General features: G+C 41.0%; 20 protein-coding genes. 7 read left to right on the forward strand and 13 right to left on the reverse strand.

Annotated elements, in window-relative coordinates; translation table 11 throughout:
• Positions 1-19: 19 nt before the first annotated feature.
• The 10 genes from M1D94_RS13620 to fadH all read right to left on the reverse strand — a co-directional run bounded on the left by M1D94_RS13620 (position 20) and on the right by fadH (position 7,439).
• Positions 20-475 carry a flavodoxin gene (locus M1D94_RS13620; RefSeq protein ID WP_032721472.1) on the reverse strand — a complete coding sequence of 152 codons (456 nt, stop codon included), beginning with the start codon at positions 473-475 and terminating at the stop codon, positions 20-22.
• A 15-nt stretch (positions 476-490) separates the two neighbouring features.
• On the reverse strand, positions 491-1,384 hold the full coding sequence (locus tag M1D94_RS13625) for a WD40/YVTN/BNR-like repeat-containing protein (RefSeq protein WP_161985961.1): 894 nt from the start codon (positions 1,382-1,384) through the stop codon (positions 491-493).
• On the reverse strand, positions 1,374-1,850 hold the full coding sequence (locus M1D94_RS13630) for a flavodoxin (RefSeq protein ID WP_041850883.1): 477 nt from the start codon (positions 1,848-1,850) through the stop codon (positions 1,374-1,376). The genes M1D94_RS13625 and M1D94_RS13630 overlap by 11 nt, the downstream gene beginning before the upstream one ends.
• Positions 1,851-1,963: 113 nt before the next feature.
• A complete protein-coding gene (ccpC, locus tag M1D94_RS13635; RefSeq protein ID WP_003232387.1) occupies positions 1,964-2,845 on the reverse strand; it encodes a transcriptional regulator CcpC in 882 nt (293 codons plus the stop codon).
• A gap of 146 nt (positions 2,846-2,991) precedes the next feature.
• Positions 2,992-3,435: a cyclic-di-AMP-binding protein CbpB gene (gene cbpB, locus M1D94_RS13640; protein WP_003218674.1), complete on the reverse strand. Its 444-nt coding sequence runs from the start codon at positions 3,433-3,435 to the stop codon at positions 2,992-2,994.
• A gap of 137 nt (positions 3,436-3,572) precedes the next feature.
• Positions 3,573-3,770 (reverse strand): AbrB antirepressor AbbA, encoded by a 198-nt coding sequence (abbA, locus tag M1D94_RS13645; protein ID WP_010886502.1) that lies wholly within the window; start codon positions 3,768-3,770, stop codon positions 3,573-3,575.
• Between the two features lie 133 nt (positions 3,771-3,903).
• Positions 3,904-4,422 carry a ribonuclease H-like YkuK family protein gene (locus M1D94_RS13650; RefSeq protein WP_021479388.1) on the reverse strand — a complete coding sequence of 173 codons (519 nt, stop codon included), beginning with the start codon at positions 4,420-4,422 and terminating at the stop codon, positions 3,904-3,906.
• A 109-nt stretch (positions 4,423-4,531) separates the two neighbouring features.
• Positions 4,532-4,771: a YkuJ family protein gene (locus M1D94_RS13655; RefSeq protein ID WP_003218671.1), complete on the reverse strand. Its 240-nt coding sequence runs from the start codon at positions 4,769-4,771 to the stop codon at positions 4,532-4,534.
• A gap of 616 nt (positions 4,772-5,387) precedes the next feature.
• The gene (locus tag M1D94_RS13660; RefSeq protein WP_021479390.1) at positions 5,388-6,611 is read right to left on the reverse strand and encodes an EAL domain-containing protein; all 1,224 of its coding nucleotides are present in this window, start codon (positions 6,609-6,611) and stop codon (positions 5,388-5,390) included.
• 63 nt (positions 6,612-6,674) lie between these two features.
• Complete coding sequence (gene fadH / locus M1D94_RS13665; RefSeq protein WP_015383534.1) at positions 6,675-7,439, reverse strand: 2,4-dienoyl-CoA reductase; 765 nt, start codon at positions 7,437-7,439, stop codon at positions 6,675-6,677.
• Positions 7,440-7,581: 142 nt separating this feature from the next.
• Between fadH and M1D94_RS13670 the strand changes: the two genes are divergently transcribed.
• From M1D94_RS13670 to M1D94_RS13685, 4 genes are all read left to right on the forward strand, one after another.
• Positions 7,582-8,442: a metallophosphoesterase gene (locus tag M1D94_RS13670; RefSeq protein WP_049139861.1), complete on the forward strand. Its 861-nt coding sequence runs from the start codon at positions 7,582-7,584 to the stop codon at positions 8,440-8,442.
• A gap of 56 nt (positions 8,443-8,498) precedes the next feature.
• On the forward strand, positions 8,499-8,993 hold the full coding sequence (locus tag M1D94_RS13675; RefSeq protein WP_072174092.1) for a L,D-transpeptidase family protein: 495 nt from the start codon (positions 8,499-8,501) through the stop codon (positions 8,991-8,993).
• A gap of 75 nt (positions 8,994-9,068) precedes the next feature.
• Entirely contained in the window at positions 9,069-10,361 is a 1,293-nt protein-coding gene (locus M1D94_RS13680) for an MFS transporter (protein WP_014479656.1), read from the forward strand.
• A 125-nt stretch (positions 10,362-10,486) separates the two neighbouring features.
• On the forward strand, positions 10,487-10,951 hold the full coding sequence (locus M1D94_RS13685; protein ID WP_003232406.1) for a YkyB family protein: 465 nt from the start codon (positions 10,487-10,489) through the stop codon (positions 10,949-10,951).
• A 43-nt stretch (positions 10,952-10,994) separates the two neighbouring features.
• Here M1D94_RS13685 and cheV read toward each other — a convergent pair whose 3' ends face one another.
• Positions 10,995-11,906: a chemotaxis protein CheV gene (cheV, locus tag M1D94_RS13690; protein WP_014476655.1), complete on the reverse strand. Its 912-nt coding sequence runs from the start codon at positions 11,904-11,906 to the stop codon at positions 10,995-10,997.
• Positions 11,907-12,109: 203 nt separating this feature from the next.
• Between cheV and M1D94_RS13695 the strand changes: the two genes are divergently transcribed.
• Entirely contained in the window at positions 12,110-12,271 is a 162-nt protein-coding gene (locus tag M1D94_RS13695) for a hypothetical protein (RefSeq protein WP_014476654.1), read from the forward strand.
• Positions 12,272-12,472: 201 nt separating this feature from the next.
• Positions 12,473-13,654 (forward strand): aminotransferase A, encoded by a 1,182-nt coding sequence (locus tag M1D94_RS13700; RefSeq protein WP_049139858.1) that lies wholly within the window; start codon positions 12,473-12,475, stop codon positions 13,652-13,654.
• A gap of 9 nt (positions 13,655-13,663) precedes the next feature.
• Here the strand turns inward: M1D94_RS13700 and kinA are convergent, their stop codons facing one another.
• Together kinA and M1D94_RS13710 are read right to left on the reverse strand one after the other, a co-directional pair.
• Positions 13,664-15,484, reverse strand: a complete 1,821-nt coding sequence (gene kinA, locus M1D94_RS13705; protein WP_015252197.1) for a sporulation histidine kinase KinA — start codon at positions 15,482-15,484, stop codon at positions 13,664-13,666.
• 163 nt (positions 15,485-15,647) lie between these two features.
• Positions 15,648-17,762, reverse strand: a complete 2,115-nt coding sequence (locus tag M1D94_RS13710) for a peptidoglycan D,D-transpeptidase FtsI family protein (protein WP_125121328.1) — start codon at positions 17,760-17,762, stop codon at positions 15,648-15,650.
• Positions 17,763-18,098: 336 nt separating this feature from the next.
• Here M1D94_RS13710 and M1D94_RS13715 point away from each other — a divergent pair, with 336 nt between their 5' ends.
• Positions 18,099-18,872: a CAP domain-containing protein gene (locus tag M1D94_RS13715; protein WP_003232419.1), complete on the forward strand. Its 774-nt coding sequence runs from the start codon at positions 18,099-18,101 to the stop codon at positions 18,870-18,872.
• Positions 18,873-19,093 lie beyond the last annotated feature (221 nt).

Raw genomic sequence — 19,093 nt, forward strand, 5'->3', positions numbered from 1 at the left:
AGCAGTTCCCAGTGAGTGATCAGACAGCGCACCCGCTTTTCTTTGCGAATTGTCTCCCAAAGTTTATTAATTCTTCCTCTTCTTCACCTTCTGGATTATTTTCGATTTTTACCGAAGGCAGCACAATGTCTCCACCGCGTTCTTTTATTTTTGCCTCTAGCGTATCAACCGCTCCGCAGAAAAATTCATATGCTGTATCACCGGAACCGAATACAGCGCATGTTTTGCCGGAAAAATCAATCTCATCCATGTCTTCAGCCAGATCTAAAAATTCATCAGGCAGATCTCCGTCTCCCCACGTATAGGTTCCCATTATGATATGGTCATAATCGGTAAACAGCTGGGCATCATCAATATCCATTGCTTCGAAACGGTCTACTTCTGCTTCCGCCTCCTGAAGCCCCTTTTCAATCAAATCTGCCATAGCTTCAGTGTTGCCTGACATTGTTGCATAAACGAGCAAAATCTTCGCCAATTCCTTGTTCCTCCTCTAATGAATCATTGCTGAAACTTCGTACGGCTGGACAAATTTACATTCATACAAGCCTGCGCAAAAGAAATTCTCTTTCTGATTGGCCACTCTCCATCCATGTCCCTTAATGGTATCGAACCATTTTAACGACCGGGCTTCGAGATCAGCCTGGTAAATTCTCGAAAAACCGTTTTCATCTTGTGTTGTAGTGACATATATAATGCCATCATCCTCTGAAAGATCAAGAAATGAATCTTCTTTTCTGATCATGCTGGATTGAATGATGAATTCTTCACCATTCAAAAGATTCCGTACAGTGACAGCACCGTGCTTTCCTTTCACAGAACCCATCGCCGCCACCAGCCAATTTTCATTGAACACTAGCATGGATGCCGTCATCCGGTTTTTTTCTTTTTTGACAACTTGGACAGTGTCACGCTTAATGTCGTAAGCCCAAATGCCGCCAAAATATGCGTGTATTTGCGTGCCGATAAAAAGATTGCCCCCGTGAAGGCATAGCGACCGGATAACAGGGGGATTATGAAATTCGGCAAAAGGTTTGACTACGCGCCATGAGACACCAAAATCATCCGATACATAAATACAATGCTTACCGTGGGCGCAGACAAACCCGTTGTTTCTGCCGGTAATCGCCCACACTGTTGCATTTGTCGGAAAGCTCGACATCGTCCAGGTTTTCCCTTCATCAGCCGAACGAATGACTGTTCCCTTTTCACCAACGCCAAATAAGTAAGGCCCTATGTAGCTGATACAGTGTATCTTACTTTTCAAACGAAAAAGCTTTCTCCAGCCCTGCTCCAAAGAATAATGAAAAATGCCTTCTCTTTGTACCGCCACAAAATATCCAGAAAACGCCGATGCCGTAACAGCAGTTGCTCCTTTATGAAACATGGCTTTTTTCCTTGTTCATATAATCTGCCCATGCAAGAAAACCTCTCGCAAACGCTCGGCAGCTTTCCACATCTTCATCTGTTTCAGGCGCTAATTCAATTTTTAGTGTTTCCTGGTAAACAGCAGCTCCCGCCTCTTGCAGCATGACATTGAACAAATTCACCGCTTCGCAAAACTTTGGATAAGAATAATCGCCAGACCCGAAGCAGGCTGTTTTTAAACCATTAAGCTGAAGCTGTTTGACCTCTTCGAAAAAATCCTCCGCTTCGTAGGGCAAATCGCCGTCCCCCCATGTATAGGTGCCAATCAGTACATAATCATAGGAGGTTAAACAAGACACATCCACATCATCTATCTCGACACAATCGATATCCAACTCATATTCCTGAAGCGTATCTTTTATTATGAAGGCAATGTCTTCTGTATTTCCTGACATGCTGGCATATGTAATCAAGGCTTTAGCCATGTTATCACCCCATTAATTGATAATGATTTTCAATATCATATGTATCACTTTAAATGATAATGATTTTCATTGTCAATAGTTAAATAAAAAAAGACAGCACCACCTCGCTGTCTTTAAAATGGATTTTCCTGATCCAGCATATCCTTTATCACTTGTACAAAAGCTTGGACTTGTTTCAGTTCAAAGGCAGGCTCATAGCCTAATAACCATGTATCCCGACCGATCGGATGCCCTTTCATGTCTAAAAGAGGCATTTTATTCACTTTATCTTCATTTTGAAGGGTAACAGACGGCAAAATGGCATACCCGATTCCGTGCAGCGCCATCTGTTTGCACGTTTCAATCTGATCAACCAATATCGTCTGTTTCGGTGACGTTTTAAATTTTTGATGCCACCAGTGCTGAATTTCCTGAAAATAAGTGCTGTCACTTTTAAACTGGATAAACGGTCGTTCTGTATGGGCAATATCTTCGATGCAGGAAATTTCAGTATCTACTAAATACAGATGATCTGTCATTAAGTAATCTTTGCGCCCCTTCCACTCAGGGTTGCCTCTTATAATGCCGATATGAACCTGATCCTCATACAAACTTTTCAGCATTTCGCTGCTCCACCCGGTTATGAGCGAGATCTTTGCATTCGGATACTTTTCCACATACGTCTTCAGGACTTTAGGGAGCCAATGCTGACCGATTATGGAGGCGACGGCAAGCTTCAATGTGCCGTGAATTTCACCTTCAAGCTCGTCAATATTTTCTCTTATTCTTTCCTGCTCTAATGTCACATCATTCGCAAACTGAATGATTTTCTCACCGGCGGGCGTTACCGTTAATCCTTTTTGGGATCTTAAAAAGATTTTTGTTCCCCACGCCTTTTCAATGGTTTGTAAGCGCTGAGATAAAGCCGGCTGAGATACAAAAAGCCGTTCTGCCGCCTTTCTCATATTTAATTCCTCAGCTAAAACTACGAGCATATGAAGCTCTTGAAGCTGCATGTCGTCCTCCTTTTTGTTATCAATAAGTTTTTCTTATCTCCCATTCTAATAAAATCTTAGTTTCTTATTCAAGCCCTATTCTCGTTTAAATTATGTATGCGCTTTCTTTTTCGCTCTGGCTATATAATAAAAATAGGCCGTACAGCCTACTTATTCAACGAGCGTATATGCTTATTCAATTCCTTTAAAACGACTCTTCTCGTAAAAATCCCTTCAAATACCTGCTCGTCATTTTCAACACAGACAAATCCGTTATTAATGACCATGCCGAATCCCTTCATAATCGGATCATTGATATGAAGGCGCGGAATGTCGGTCAGCATGACTTCCTCAACAGTGATTTGGTCAAGCTTTTCAAACTCAATTCGCTCAAGTCCAAAAATACTGTTCATGATCATATTTGTCCCGATTAAGCCATGTAAACGATAGGAAGGATCCAGAACCGGGATGGCTGTGTATCCGGTTTTTGTCAATACTAATAATGCGTGCTCAAGGTTATTTCCGACTTGCACGTGCGCTACTTTGTCCGCCTCAATCATAAATTGTCCGACTGTTGCCTCAAGAAGTTGATCTGATTGTAAGCTTATCATGTTTTCGACCCCTTTTCATTTTCATCATCAATACATTCCCTATATTGCAATAATATAAACTTTATCAGTATTTGTCGAAAAGTTTCCTTTCAATAAAAAAGATACTCTTTGTGGAGTATCAATTATAGGGTGTCCCATTAATTTTCAAATCGAAATCGGTCGTATAGCGTTACAAGTTTTTTGTAGGTGGTTCCGTCAACGTTTTTGGTCCCTGTCTCTATATCGTTGATCTCACTGCTTAATAGCTCGATGGCATACTCATGGTTGATCAGGATATTCAGCAGAAGTTTTTGTTCTTCTTCTGTAAATCGTTCACCGATAAGACTCATTCGCAATCAGGCCCCCTGTTTTATACTGAATACCTCTGAAAGCAAGACAACTTACTTTCAGCTCTACCGCTAGAATAAGTAATCAGATAACAAACGTCAACCGCATAATTCGACATTTACCTTGGCTTTTTCAGCCAAATTATTTTGTGAAACGATTTGCATAGCTGAAGGCAGTGTATGAATCCGGCTTTATTTTGGCCTCAATCCCCATGGAGGTAATACGTCCAGTCATTTCTTGGATCAGATCTTTTGTAAGCCCTTTTTTCCCAATATCCAAGTGAACTTCAAAGATAAGATCCGCCCCCTCACCGGTAAAGGGCAGGAGCAGATCGGTAATATCCATTAAGTGTCCATCAAGAATATGAGCGGCCGTTTCTTGGCTGTACGCCGTTTCTAACGAAATCTTCTCCCGAAGGCTATGTATGGGTCTGTCGACTGTATGATTTTTCAAGCAGCCCCAAGCTCCCTTGCCTGTACGATGCAAATGCAATGCGGTAATAAACTTTGTGTAATCGCGGTAAACCTGTGAATCGGTTCCGATCGATAACACATAAGAAGAACGGGGGTCCTTTTGAACAAAGGCTTTAAGCCGTTCCATCACATCTTGAAAGGTCATCTGTGCTTCTGAAAGATTATAAAACAGAAAAGAATCAGCCATCACGACACTCCTTTTCAAGGATTTACAACCATGAAACAAGTATGTTCCTTACCGTTTATTTCGATTACTTTTGCAAAGGCGGAAGCTTGTTCCCCCTATTTCAGGAATCTTACTGAAGAAGTTCAAAGATTTCGATGGAAACCATGTCGATATTATCAAACGGATATGTGTTAGGTTTTTCACCTTTTTGGAAAACCGTCAGTTCAAACGTTTGATTTTTTTCGAAATATTTAACACTGCATATTTTCTCACCATTCACTTCGAAATAACGCTGCATTGGCTCGTTAGCCGCTTCCGCTGTTTCTTGCAGACTTTGCAGCCGTGTGATGATACCCATTAATTGTGACATTCTAAAAAAAGACTCCTTTCAAAAAGCAACTTCAAATCAACAAGTATTTATTATAATACAAGTTCTATTGAGCATCATACCATAAAGTCGGACAGGATGGCATTTTCACTGCTGAATTTAAGCAAAGAAAAAAAGTGAAAAAAACTATTTTTCTTTAGTTTGAGGCTTTTTTTGAATGTCATGCACACAATTATAATTTTTTTCGAATCTTTGGCAGCATTAAGAATGCCTTTTTGCAACTTTGTCAAAACCTTCTTTTGAATGTTATGGTGAAGTTCCGCGTGGCCATAATCAATGGGAGTCATGCTGGATAGAGGTAAACAACGGAACTGAACACCCGTGCAGCAGTGTCAGGGGTGTTCGGCACTCAATGTTTCTCCCTGTGTTAAACGTTTACCACTAGTTAGGTTTATTGTTTCATTGGATTGTCCTATGCTTTGACAAATAAAAAACTTGGCGGGGGTAGCGCCAAGTTTTTTCGGATCTTGATCTGATAGAGGGGTTGGGGAACAGAGAGTAGCTTCTCTCTATAATTAAATGATAATGATTCTCAGTATCAATGTCAATCGTTTTTTGATATTTTTTTCATTTCATAAAAAAAACGGCCTTTCAGCCGTTAAATCAGTCCGTCCTGCTCATATAAATAAGAATAAGGCAAGTCTATAAATAAATACATTTGATCATCCATCGGATATGAAAACGTTCTGATCATTTCACCTGTTTCCAAATCACTGTACAGATCACTGAAAAAACCTTTTCTGAGATTTCTCATTCGCATAATGTTCTCCAGAAAATAAGGACGCCAGCTCCAGTTCTTTTCCGCATATTCCGGCTGATAAATCCATTCCCCATCCTGCTTAAACACATTTCCCGTCAGCTGATCGCCTTCTTCATCACACATGTAAATCCTGAAGCTGCAATCTGTCAGCTCTTCCGCCAGCTTTTTAATAAAGTCATCATCAGAAGACAGATTGTTTTTTCTCAAAGAGGTCACAGCCTGATGCACTCGTTTGTAAAACTGTTCAGAGTGCTCATAGACGGTTTCCAGTTTCTTTTTCTCATGTGTGATAAATTGGTGAAATTCAGTTTTTAGTCTATGTTTCAATACATCTCTCTCTAGAAACGTTTCAGATGGAGACACTAAGTAATAGCCCTGAAAATAGCGGCCTCCGTTTCTCCAGGCGTACTGAAGCTGGAAGTTCGCCTCAATGTCTTCATACAGCAGCGCCGCACCGATTTTTCTTGCTAATAAAGATATGCTGTACAGCACATGCTCATATGACGGTGACGGCTGTGACACTTTCAGCGCCTGCAAATCGATTTTTAACAGATCTGGTGAGAGCAGCGCGATTCTGTCCAAGTTGCTGCTTTCTTTTCCGATGTTGTCAACTGCGATTTTAATTCCGTATGTACGATAGTATGCAAGCATATGGTAGAGCTGCTCAATATCCCCTTCAAAATTGTGCTCTGTAATTTCAAGCACAAAACGGTGGAGTTCGATTCCCTTCGCTTCATATTCTTTCAGAAGCTCCAGAAAGCTTTCACCATGATCCAGCATCAGCAGATTGGCATCCTGATTCATAAAAATCAGCAGATCAGAATCCGCCTCTAAAAAGCGGTCAAGAGCCTGGCGGATAATTCTGTTATCAACCTCTAATTTATATTCTTCGGGTATCCCCGCATCTAAAAAGAAGGGCCCGAGACTTTGGATTTCTGAATCTGCCAAAATTCGTCCAAGCACCTCATATCCGACAACCTTCTGTTCCTCGGCACTGAAAATCGCCTGGTAATATGGAAGGACATCATCAATGTTCGTTAAAATATCAAGTGGATCCAACATGTTATCACCTGCTTCTCTATCTTTGTCTGATTATACCACATTGAATCCAAAGATTAATATTCTTTAAAACGGATAAGGATTCAGCCATTGCCCTCCGTCCATTGTGATACAATCCCCGTTTATATAGGATGCTTCATCAGAAAGCAAAAACGCTGCCAAAGCGGCGATTTCCTCCGGTGTGCCCAATCGGCCGAGCGGCACACTGTTCATCGTGCGGGCCATCGCTTTTTCCGATTCAAATAGCTTCTCCGCACCGCCTGTTCGTTCAATCGGTCCGGGGGCTATAGCGTTTGTACGAATGCCGTATTTGCTCCCCCATTCAACGGCCAGCGTTCTTGTCAATGACAATACCCCCGCTTTGGCTGCAGCGGAATGAACGACCCCCGCTCCCGCTCCCCAAGCGTACGTGGCTGCCATATTTAAAATGACACCCTGCTGCTTCTGGTCAATCCAATGCCTTGCCGCTGCTTGGCTGCAAAAAAATGTGCCGTTTAAAACAATCTCAATAACGGCTTTCCATCCATTGGGCGTCAGCTTTTCTGCCGGACAAATAAAGTTTCCGGCCGCGTTGTTAATCAGCGCGTCAAGCCGGCCAAAGGCTTTTATCGCTTCTTTTATCATGTCTGAAGCAGCGGAATCGGAACGGACATCCATTTGAAAACAAGCGACCTGTCCCTCAAAGGTCTGAATTTCTTTTTTTGTTTCCTCAAGTGCTTCATGGTTCCTCCCTGTCACCATAACGTGCCACCCTAATTCAGCCTGTTTTTTTGCCATCGCTTTTCCCATGCCGCTTGACCCGCCGGTAATAATTACCGCTTTTTTTTCCATGTTTATCCCTCCAATTGTGAATGAGTATTCATTCAATAATATTCTATCATTATATCCCTGCCTCTGTCAGCACATGCTCATATGAGATTTTTGTCAGATACAGATGATATAATAGAAAAACTCTATTAAAGGTTGGTTTGAAATGAAAAAGATGTCCAGAAGACAATTTCTAAAAGGAATGTTCGGCGCTCTTGCTGCCGGGGCTTTAACGGCCGGCGGGGGATATGGCTATGCCAGGTATCTCGAGCCGCATATGATCGAGACAACCGAACACACAATAAAAAGCTCTCTCATCCCGCACGGATTTGACGGTTTTAAAATCGTGCAGTTCAGCGATGCACACTTGAGTGATTACTTTACTCTCGAAGATTTAAAAACTGTCATTCTTACAATTAATGAATCTAAACCTGATCTCATTGTTTTTACAGGTGATATTATCGATAATCCTGATACGTACCAGCACCACCAGGCAGTCATTCCATTATTGAGAAAGCTTAATGCTCCCTTCGGCAAGCTTTGTATTTACGGCAATCATGATCACGGAGGCTTTGGAACTGCCGTTTACAAAAGCCTGATGACGGCCGGAGGTTTCACGGTATATCGCAATGGCTATCAAACATTGTCACTCGCAGATGGCAGCAAAATCGAAATTGCTTCGCTTGATGACTTAATGCTGGGAAACCCAGATTATGAAGGCACCCTTTCAAGGCTGAGCGACAGACTTTTTTCCATTCTTCTCGTCCATGAACCTGATGCGGCCTTGAAAACAACAGATTATCCCGTGAACCTTCAGCTTTCCGGCCATACACACGGCGGCCAGATTCAGCTGCCTTTTTACGGACCGATTATTACGCCTCCATATGGAAAAGTCTACACAGAGGGAATGTATCAAACGGGCAGCACTCATATTTACGTAAACCGAGGCCTCGGGATGACCAGGCTGCCTTTGCGGTTTCTGGCCAAGCCTGAAATCACTGTCTTCACCTTAAAAAGCACAAATTAATGTAGCAGGATGGGCTCCTCATCAATACTTATAAGTAAAAAAGGAGGATGAGGAAACTGCTTACGTACCAGGTGAAGCAAGGTGATACACTGAACAGCATCGCGGCTGATTTCAGAATCAGCACGGCTGCATTACTCCAGGCTAATCCGTCACTGCAGGCAGGGCTCACAGCGGGACAGTCCATAGTCATCCCCGGACTGCCGGACCCTTATACAATTCCGTATCATATCGCAGTCTCAATCGGAGCGAAGACCCTTACGCTGTTCCTAAATAATCGGGTAATGAAAACCTATCCCATCGCCGTTGGTAAAATACTAACGCAAACGCCTACTGGCGAGTTTTACATTATTAACCGCCAGCGCAATCCCGGCGGCCCATTTGGCGCTTATTGGCTGAGCCTTTCAAAGCAGCACTACGGAATACACGGGACGAATAATCCCGCTTCGATTGGTAAGGCTGTTTCTAAAGGCTGCATTCGCATGCATAACAAAGACGTGATTGAACTTGCTTCAATTGTGCCAAACGGAACAAGAGTCACGATTAACCGGTAATGTTTTCTTATTTGTTTCAAAAACAGGCGGTTTATAATATGATAAAGTGGGACCTTTAGGGTAAGGAGCGTTTTTATGGATATATTTAAAAATCGTAATTTTGTTCGTCTATTTTTCGCAGCACTCGCTTCTCAAATGGGCACGACAGTAGGCAACATGGCCTTTGCATTTTTTTTGCTGGACCGATTCAGCAGCCAGCCTTCATATACGACCTTGGCGGAGCTGATGTATTCTCTTCCGACCATATTTGTATTTCTGATCGTGGGAGTCGTCGCGGACCGGTTTGACAGAAAAAAGGTGGCAGAAAATTGTGATTGGATCAGAGCAGGCCTGACTGTCGTGCTTTTTTTCACTTTATTTACCGGCAATATTCCTCTTGTTTTTTGTATCTTATTTATCAGAAGCGCTGTAACAAAGTTTTTCTTTCCGGCAGAAAACAGTTTGGTACAAGCCATTCTGCCGAAGGAGCATTATGCGAAAGCGGCAGGGCTTAATCAGATGCTTTTTAGCATTTTTATGGTGTTTGGAGTCGGTATAGGCGCGTTTATGTACAACACCATCGGTATTGAAGGCGCCATTATTCTTGATTTTGTCAGCTTTATCATTTCCGGGCTGCTGATCCGCAGCTGCCGGATTCCAAAAGAAGCCCGACAGCCAAACGGTGCATTCAGCTGGAGAAAGACTTCTGTTAAGGATTCAATAAATGACTTTAGAGAAGGCATCCTCTATATTTTAAAAAACAAATTGCTGGCATCTCTTATTTTTGGCTTTTTCATTTTTGGATTTGTCAACGGAGGATTCGCTGTATTGCCGATGTTTACAATGAAATATGGATTGGCGCCTGACCGTTATGAGTGGCATACGTCTGTATTTACGATCGCACTCGGGTTTGGGCTGCTGGCAGGCAGCGTAATCGGCACGATCATCTCTAAAAAAGTGAAGCCGCACTTTTTAATGTCGATACCGATTTTCATTGCAGGTTTGCTGATCTTCGTCCTCGGCTACACCAATATTTTATGGGTGTATTACGCGGCAGCTTTTGCACTGGGAATGTGCATCGGACCGATCAACATTGCAATCGGAGGGTGGATGCCCAAAATTGTTCATCCAAAACTGATGGGACGTGTAAGCGGCATGCAGGACCCTTTTATGATGTTTGCACAGTCTTTGACACTTGGCTTAGTCGCACTGTTATTCCCTAAGTTTGTTTCAAACATTGATTATCTTTATTACGGCATGGGTGTTATTATCCTGCTCGTTTTTATTTTTTATTTTATTGCACTGCCAAAATACAGTGCTCAGGCTGTGGAAGTGAATGTTCAGGAAGCATTTCAAGAACAGCCGAAAAAGAAGGCAAGATCTGTATAATGCAGGTTAAAAATGCGCTTTTTTTCTTAGAAAAAAGCGCATTTTTACATTCAATATTTGCATTTCAACTTTAAAAAAGTATAATCTAAACATATAGAAATTGATAAGAGCAAAGGAGAGAAATAATGGACGACCATGCATATACGAAAGATCTGCAGCCAACCGTAGAAAATCTTTCAAAAGCAGTTTACACTGTGAACCGCCATGCAAAAACCGCCCCCAACCCTAAATACCTATATCTGCTGAAAAAACGGGCTTTGCAAAAGCTTGTCAAAGAAGGTAAAGGAAAGAAAATAGGGCTTCATTTTTCAAAAAATCCAAGGTTCAGCCAACAGCAATCGGACGTGCTTATCTCAATCGGAGACTACTATTTTCACATGCCTCCAACTAAAGAAGACTTCGAACATCTTCCGCATTTAGGTACACTTAATCAATCGTACCGAAATCCTAAAGCTCAAATGTCTTTAACAAAAGCGAAACACCTATTGCAAGAATATGTCGGCATGAAAGAAAAGCCGCTAGTGCCAAATCGCCAGCAGCCAGCTTACCATAAACCGGTCTTTAAAAAACTTGGCGAGAGTTACTTTTAAAATAAAAACAGCCGTGCCTCTTTCTGGCAACGGCTGTTTTTATTTATTCAATAACATACGTATCCACTTTTTTAATCAAATCACTGATCTCAGGCTTGCTGATTTGCTCATCTGCGCCTACAACTTCGCCGCGGTGACGCAGATCATCCGTAATTAACGATGAGAAAATCATAACCGGCACATCTGAGCTTTTCGGATTTTCCTTCAGCAGCTTTGTGAGCCTGTGTCCGTCCATTTTTGGCATTTCAATATCAGTGATGATCATATCAATCTGTTCTGATAAATCAGTTTCGTTTTCAGCAAGGTTCATAATGTATTCATATGCCTCTTTTCCATTTTCAAACGAAGCGATATTGTTGTACCCTGCTTCTTTTAATTCATCCTGCAAGAGGCGCATCAAAAGCGGTGAGTCCTCTACAATGATAAGCTTTTTATCAGTTCTTCTTTCATCGAAGCCCTCGGTATGCATATTATACGTGTCAACACCTGAATCTGATTCAATGTCATAAATAATTTTTTCATAGTCAGGCAAAAAGATCATCAGGTCTTCGAGCTTAATAATCCCGGTAAGGTGCCGCTCCATTCCTTGATTTAACGATGTCGGCTTTTCAATCGCTTCCCAGGATACTCTGTGAATTTGAGAAACAGAGCCGACATGAAAAACAATTTTCCGTTTATTAAATTCAGTCACGATATATTTCTCATCTTTTGATCCTTCAGGCTCTACTCCAAAAAATGAGAAGAGACTGATCACAGGGAGAATTTCTCCTCTGAGTTTAATCATTCCTTCTACATGCTGATGGGAGTGAGGTACTGATGTCACCTCGACAGGCTGAATAATTTCTCTTACCTTCATGACGTTAATTCCGAAAGCATTTTCACCCACGCCAAACTTCACAATTTCTAATTCATTTGTACCAGAATCCAATAAAATTTCGTATTGTTGTAACGACAATTCAATCCCTCGCTATTCGCATTCAGTATTGTACTGTATATATCGGCGTAATTTGTAAAAAGTGAATGGCAGCTCTTCAAAATCGAATTCCGAAGGCAACAAGCCGCGTTCCTCAAAAAAGAAACTTTTTTCCTAATAACCATTGACTTTCCAACTAACAGTGATAAAATAGTCAAGGATTTTTCCAAAGAAGGGTGTAAATAATGGGTACCTTAGTAATATTTAAAGAAAACGAAATGACTGTTTTAGAGGATATCAGTGAAGAAACTTACCTGAATATGAAGAAAGAATCAGCTGACCTTCGAGAAGAGCATCCTCCGTATCTGATTTGGCACGAAGACCTTCATTTTGATTATGGCTATTAATGAAATTGGCACATATAAACAATAATAGAACATGATACAATAAAGACAATCAAATCGCTGGTTGTCTTCTTTTTTTCTGAAAAGAAAGGTATGTTTAGAAAAAAGGCGCATACAATCGAAATATATCAGTTAAAAAGGTGACAAATGATCAGCTAGTGGTAAAATAGGATAAACTCATTATATTTGTTAAGGTGATGAATTATGGAACATTTGCTGAATCCGAAAGCAAGAGAGATCGAAATTTCAGGAATACGCAAATTCTCGAATCTTGTAGCCCAACACGAAGACGTCATTTCACTTACAATCGGCCAGCCTGATTTTTTCACACCGCATCATGTGAAAGCTGCCGCAAAAAAAGCCATTGATGAAAACGTGACGTCATATACTCCGAATGCCGGCTACCTGGAGCTGAGACAAGCTGTGCAGCTTTATATGAAGAAAAAAGCGGATTTCAACTATGATGCTGAATCTGAAATTATCATCACAACAGGCGCAAGCCAAGCCATTGATGCTGCATTCCGGACGATTTTATCTCCCGGTGATGAAGTCATTATGCCAGGGCCTATTTATCCGGGCTATGAACCTATTATCAATTTGTGCGGGGCCAAGCCTGTCATTGTTGATACTACATCACACGGCTTTAAGCTTACCGCCCGGCTGATTGAAGATGCTCTGACACCCAACACCAAGTGTGTAGTGCTTCCTTATCCGTCAAATCCTACCGGCGTGACTTTATCTGAAGAAGAACTGAAAAGCATCGCAGCCCTTTTAAAAGGCAGAAATGTCTTCGTATTGTCCGATGAAATATACAGTGAATTAACATATGACAGATCGCATTACTCCATCGCAAACCATTTGCGGGATCAAACAATTGTCATTAACGGCTTGTCAAAATCACACAGCATGACTGGTTGGAGAATTGGATTTTTATTCGCACCGAAAGACATTGCAAAGCACATTTTAAAGGTTCATCAATACAATGTATCATGTGCCTCATCCATTTCTCAAAAAGCCGCGCTTGAAGCTGTCACAAATGGCTTTGACGATGCCCTAATTATGAGAGAACAATACAAAAAACGTCTCGACTATGTTTATGACCGTCTTGTTTCCATGGGAATTGATGTTGTTAAACCATCCGGTGCGTTTTATATCTTCCCTTCTATTAAATCATTTGGAATGACTTCATTTGATTTTAGTATGGCTCTTTTGGAAGACGCTGGCGTGGCACTCGTGCCGGGCAGCTCGTTCTCAACATATGGTGAAGGATATGTAAGGCTGTCTTTTGCATGCTCAATGGACACGCTGAGAGAAGGCCTGGACCGTTTAGAATTATTTGTATTAAAAAAACGTGAAGCAATGCAGACGATAAACAACGGCGTTTAAGCCGTTGTTTTATTTTTTTGGAAATGAAATTTTAAACGCTGTGCCTTTTTCAGGATGGCTGTCCACATGTATAACTCCCTGATGGTTTTCAATGATATTAAATGTCACCATTAATCCAAGCCCCGTACCTTTTTCTTTTGTTGTTAAAAATGGCTCTCCAATCCGGTTTAGTACCTTTTCAGGTATACCTTCCCCTTCGTCTTTGACAGTAACATGAACAGAATGCTCATCTTCGGTTATGATAATGTCTACTGTTCCCCCATCAGGCATTGATTCAACTGCATTTTTGATTAAATTAATGAATACCTGCTTTAATTGGTTTTGATCCCCGTTTATATAAATGCTGTCTTTTTCATAACTTGTTCTGATAAAAATGCCATTTAAATTCGCCTGCGTTTCTAACAGGGCTGAAACCTCACCAATTAATTTTTTCAAGTTCAAATATTCTTTGACAGCATTTTGCTGAGGTTTCGCCAGCATGAGCAATTCACTGAGTATTAATTCGATACGGCTGAGTTCAGAAAACACAATATCAAAGTAATGTTCGTTTCCTTCCATTGTCGGTTTCATCAGCTGTAAAAATCCTTTGATCGCTGTAAGAGGGTTGCGGATCTCATGGGCGATTCCCGCCGCGAGCTGCCCTGCGATTGATAATTTTTCCGATTTCAGCATCAATTCTTCTGTTTGTTTTCTCTCTGAAATGTCCCGAAGAATGACCTGGACGGCCGCTTCACCAAAAAAGGTCGTCGGAATGCAGACCATCTCCGTATAAATGACCCTGTTCTGAAAGGTGAACCAGGATTGCTTGACAATTTCAGATTCTGTTTTTTGCTCGGCGATGTTTTGGATTCTCTCTTTTACATCCTCGTGATCGCAAGGATGCAGCTGATCGTATATGTTTTTGCCAATTAAATCCTCATATGTAGCCGCTTCAAACAGGGAAATTCCCGATTCATTCATAAACACCCATTTTCCATTGTGAATCACCGCAATGGTATCAATGGAATTTTGAATCAGCAGCTGATATCGTTCACGGCTTTTTTGCAGGATGGTTTGGAATTTTTTCCTTGAAGAGATATCGATCAGCAGCAGCAGCTCAGCCTGCTGGTTTTTGTAGACGGTCGGGGATGCTTTCACTTCTAAATGAACAGGTGTGCCATCAAGCCTTTTCCACGTCTGTTCAATCATTCCGACTTCCATTCCTTTTTGCATTCGTATAATCCTGTTTTTCACGATATCATGATATTCTTCTTCAATAAATTCATAGGACCATTTACCAATAATAGCATCCTTGCTTTTTGCTCCCAGCATTGAGAGCATCGCGCTGTTTACATAGACGATCTTGCCTTTGACACTGATGCATAGCGGACTCGGGAGATTTTCAACCAACCGTTCATAATCATCCGTTATATATGTAGTCGATTCCGGGCTTGCAGGTTCGATTTCATGTTTTTCGCAGTTTAGGGATTGATGGCCTGTTTCTTCTTCAAGAACCTTCATTTTCAAAATGATTTCCCGTTCTGTCCGCTCAGCTCTTGTCGTAACAATTTCTACCGCAGCCTCCACCCACACAATCGTATGATCTTTTTTAATAAAACGAAAGGTGCACGGCATCAGATGATGTTCATTATAAAAATAGCTTTCAACCAAAAATTGGTCTTCCTCATGCAGAAACGTTTTGAGGAATGATCCGATCATCTCTCCTTGGAGATAGCCCAAATGCAGTTTGGAGTTGGCAGATATATAAATGATGCGTCCATTAGAGGCCAAGACTGCATGAATATCGGTTTTTGTTTGAAGTGGTTTAACATGCTGCGTATCCTGTTCCACAGAATCCCTCCTTTGCATGATCATCGTGTTTCGACATATACAGATTGACTTTTACCTAGTATGATTCGCTAGAAAATGAGTATTCTCCTTCTATTCTTATGGTGAACGTCAATTTTTGAATAAAAGAAAGGGCACACAATCTTTTCGTTGTGCACCCTGTTTTTTATTTTTTACTGTGTTTTTTTTCGAGCTCTGCGTAGGCGTGGATAGCTCTTTTGGCAATAATTTTATTGATCTTATCATCATCATCTACTGATGGAACAACAACACTAAAGGCCACTTTTGTTTTTTTCGACGGGTAATAGCCGACAAAAGTCAGATTGTATGTTTTTTTCCCCCACCAGTTGCGATTCGTGCCGTAGTAAAATGTTTCCGCTGTTCCCGTTTTCCCTGATACATCTTCTGTAAACGTATTTTTAGCTGTCCCTGAAGAAGTGACTAATTTCATGCCTGTTTGTACTTGTTTCAAATCGCTCTCTGAATTATTAATCTTATTGAGTACTTTAGGTTTCCTATGTTCAATCGCCTTACCCAGCTGGTCTTTTTTTCCTGGCTTATGAATACTTGTAACGATTCTAGGCTGAACACGATAGCCACCATTGGCGATTACTGAGATGTATTGAGCCATTTGAAGCGGTGTGTATGTATCGTATTGGCCAATTGCTAAGTCTAAAATTAATCCTCCTACAGTTTTAGGTGTGGTTTGCATTCCGGCTGATTCCTGCGGGAGATCAATACCTGTCTTTACTCCCAGACCAAACTGGCTGTAATAGTTTCTCATTTTCAGTAGATCGTTCTGATCAGCCGGGAGAGATCCATGCGGCTTGTATGTTACGCCTGCAATATGCATGGCAACATTGAACATATATACGTTTGAACTTTTTTGCAATGCGGTTAATTCATTGATGGTTCCCATATTAGTATAAGATTTTTTTATAAGATTCGTTCCTAAAAGCATTGGAGCATCGACATAATATTTATAATGCGGAATTCCGTCCTGATAGCCGGCTAGCACGGTGGCCCCCTTTACTGCTGATCCCATTTCATATTGGGTGGTAAATGCCCCTATCGCATAATCTTCAATTTTGTTGGTTTTTAAATCTATCTTTTTCCCTGCCATCGATAAAATATCGCCGTTATTCGGGTCCATCATCACGACAAAGGCTCTGTCAAGCATGTAATTTCCGCGTGCACGGCTGTTTCTTACTTCTTCTTCAATGATCTTTTCTACCTTTGCCTGAAGCTCCATGTCAAAAGAAAGCTGAAGATCGTATCCCCTGCTGCCTTTATCAATGGTTTTTTGGCTGACGACATTTCCTTTATTATCTTCTACGTATTCCACTTTTTCTTTATGCGAATTTAAATATTCTTCATATTGATACTCTAAATAACTTTTTCCCACCCTGTCATTATTCGCATAGCCTCTTGTTAAGTAGAAATCTTTCCGGTCGCTCAGCAGGCCCTGATCAGGTGTCGTGACGCCCCCGAAAACAGAATAAAGGGTTTTGTCATAAGGATATTTTCGTGTCCAATCGTTTACGATATCGATTCCCGGAAGTTCTTCTAAATGCTCAGAAACAATGGAAATTTCATCATATGTTAAGTCATTTTTTGGTCTTTGCGAGGAGTTTTTCTTCTCATCAAGCAGCGCTCCGTTTTTTCCATTCCTATTGCTCTTATTTGGATTCATTGCCTTTACGATTTGAGGTTCGTAAGCATTTCCGCTTGAAAACCTTGTATATATCGCAGCAGTTTCCATTTCTTCGTCATCTTGCTGAATAGCCTTTAATTCTTGATCCGGAACACGCTCTATTTGAAGCTTGTAAGCTTGGTCTCCTTTCAGATTGCTTTCTGATTCCTTAAGCAGAGCGGCGGCTTTTTTCGGATGAGCTGCGATCCAGTAATCACGAAGATCCCTTTCCTTCAAAAATTCGGTATCAATATGAATGAAAGAAGCAAGCCGCTTCGCTGTTTTGATTTTATCTTCTGTTTTTGTGCTAGATGTTGATACATACACAATTTCTGGAACGCTCTGGTTATCGACAGCAACTTTCTGATTTCTGTCGTACATCTTCCCGCGAGGCGCAGGATAGTAAGCTGTTTTTGCATTTGATTTCTCAGCGTCTTCTTCATGCTGTTCGCCTTCAACAATTTGAACAACCCCGAGCTTAAAAATTAATGCAGTGAATAGAACAAAGACAGCTAGGAAAAAAAGGTTCATTCTGATTGCTCTGTTTCCTTTGCTCTTTTTCTTTGGTTCACGTCCTATTTCAGTCACTTCTGGTTACCCCTCTCAAATCATTCAATATATTTACATATACTGAGATTAATTGTAACACCTTTGTAATAGTTGTTACAGCGAAAAGGAGTAAAAAAAGCTGTCAATATAAAAACACATTAAAATATAACTAACGGTTCAAAAAAAAGGAAGCTATGTAACGGTACGATAAAATCATATATACCGCTGATTCCCTTATTCTTAGTGATTCAACGGATTTACTTTACGAAAATGACAATCTCTATTTGTCAAAGGAAAGTGCTGGAATCTTTATGACAAAAAAGCTATGTTATGATTTTTCTGTAGAAACAAACAACTCTAGGAGGTTACGAACTAATGAAGAAAGCATTTATTTTATCTGCTGCCGCTGCGGTTGGATTATTCACATTCGGGGGCGTACAGCAAGCATCAGCGAAAGAACTCTCCTGCCAGCCTGTGGTTACAGTAAAAACGGGGAACACAGTACAAAACATGTCACTTAACGATGCAGTGAAAAAACTGCATATTAACACAAATATCAAAACGTTAAACGCTGCAAACGAAAAAGAGATTAAGCAGTTTCTTCAAAAACATGCGAAGCAATCTAACGTGAAAGTTCAGGATGTTCAAAAGACAGAAACGGCAAAACCTGCACAAAAGACTACTGAAAAAGCAGCTGCTGATCAAAACACTGCTTCTAAAGCACCTGCAACTGCTGAAAAAACAAACACAACAACATCTGCACCTTCATCTGTAAGTGCATACGAGAAAAAAGTTGTTGAACTTACAAATGCAGAAAGACAAAAACAAGGATTAAAGCCGCTTCAAATTGATGAAACGTTAAGCAAATCTGCACGAGCAAAATCTCAGGATATGAAGGACAAAAACTACTTTGATCACCAAAGCCCAACATACGGCTCACCGTTTGATATGATGAAATCTTTCGGAATCAGCTACAAAACAGCAGGTGAAAACATTGCGAAGGGCCAAAAGACACCAGAAGAAGTAGTAAAAGCTTGGATGAACAGTGAAGGACACAGAAAAAACATTCTAAACCCTAACTTTACTCACATCGGTGTTGGCTACGTTGAGTCTGGAAGCATCTGGACACAACAATTCATCGGAAAATAATCCTGTACGATACAGGTAATCTTCAGCTTGTAGAGAAAACCATGTTTTTTCTACAAGCTTTTTTTGTATTCATCTAAATGTATGGAGAAACAGAAAAAAGCTGCCAGACCCCCAGCCAAGCAAGGTCAAGTTACGGCAGTCTTCTTCACCCGGCTGCGAAGGGAACTTATTCACTACAATCCGTTTTTCTTTTACCTTCAATAGCAAAGCTGCTGCAACAG

This window comes from Bacillus sp. JZ109, assembly GCF_053903135.1.

Bases quoted from the DNA above. Each gene is read 5' to 3' on its own strand.
- M1D94_RS13625 (WP_161985961.1), bottom strand. From the start codon at position 1,384: ATGTTTCATAAAGGAGCAACTGCTGTTACGGCATCGGCGTTTTCTGGA.
- M1D94_RS13630 (WP_041850883.1), bottom strand. From the start codon at position 1,850: ATGGCTAAAGCCTTGATTACATATGCCAGCATGTCAGGAAATACAGAA.
- ccpC (WP_003232387.1), bottom strand. From the start codon at position 2,845: ATGCAGCTTCAAGAGCTTCATATGCTCGTAGTTTTAGCTGAGGAATTA.
- cbpB (WP_003218674.1), bottom strand. From the start codon at position 3,435: ATGATAAGCTTACAATCAGATCAACTTCTTGAGGCAACAGTCGGACAA.
- M1D94_RS13650 (WP_021479388.1), bottom strand. From the start codon at position 4,422: ATGGCTGATTCTTTTCTGTTTTATAATCTTTCAGAAGCACAGATGACC.
- M1D94_RS13655 (WP_003218671.1), bottom strand. From the start codon at position 4,771: ATGTCACAATTAATGGGTATCATCACACGGCTGCAAAGTCTGCAAGAA.
- M1D94_RS13660 (WP_021479390.1), bottom strand. From the start codon at position 6,611: ATGTTGGATCCACTTGATATTTTAACGAACATTGATGATGTCCTTCCA.
- fadH (WP_015383534.1), bottom strand. From the start codon at position 7,439: ATGGAAAAAAAAGCGGTAATTATTACCGGCGGGTCAAGCGGCATGGGA.
- M1D94_RS13670 (WP_049139861.1), top strand. From the start codon at position 7,582: ATGAAAAAGATGTCCAGAAGACAATTTCTAAAAGGAATGTTCGGCGCT.
- M1D94_RS13680 (WP_014479656.1), top strand. From the start codon at position 9,069: ATGGATATATTTAAAAATCGTAATTTTGTTCGTCTATTTTTCGCAGCA.
- M1D94_RS13685 (WP_003232406.1), top strand. From the start codon at position 10,487: ATGGACGACCATGCATATACGAAAGATCTGCAGCCAACCGTAGAAAAT.
- M1D94_RS13695 (WP_014476654.1), top strand. From the start codon at position 12,110: ATGGGTACCTTAGTAATATTTAAAGAAAACGAAATGACTGTTTTAGAG.
- M1D94_RS13700 (WP_049139858.1), top strand. From the start codon at position 12,473: ATGGAACATTTGCTGAATCCGAAAGCAAGAGAGATCGAAATTTCAGGA.
- M1D94_RS13715 (WP_003232419.1), top strand. From the start codon at position 18,099: ATGAAGAAAGCATTTATTTTATCTGCTGCCGCTGCGGTTGGATTATTC.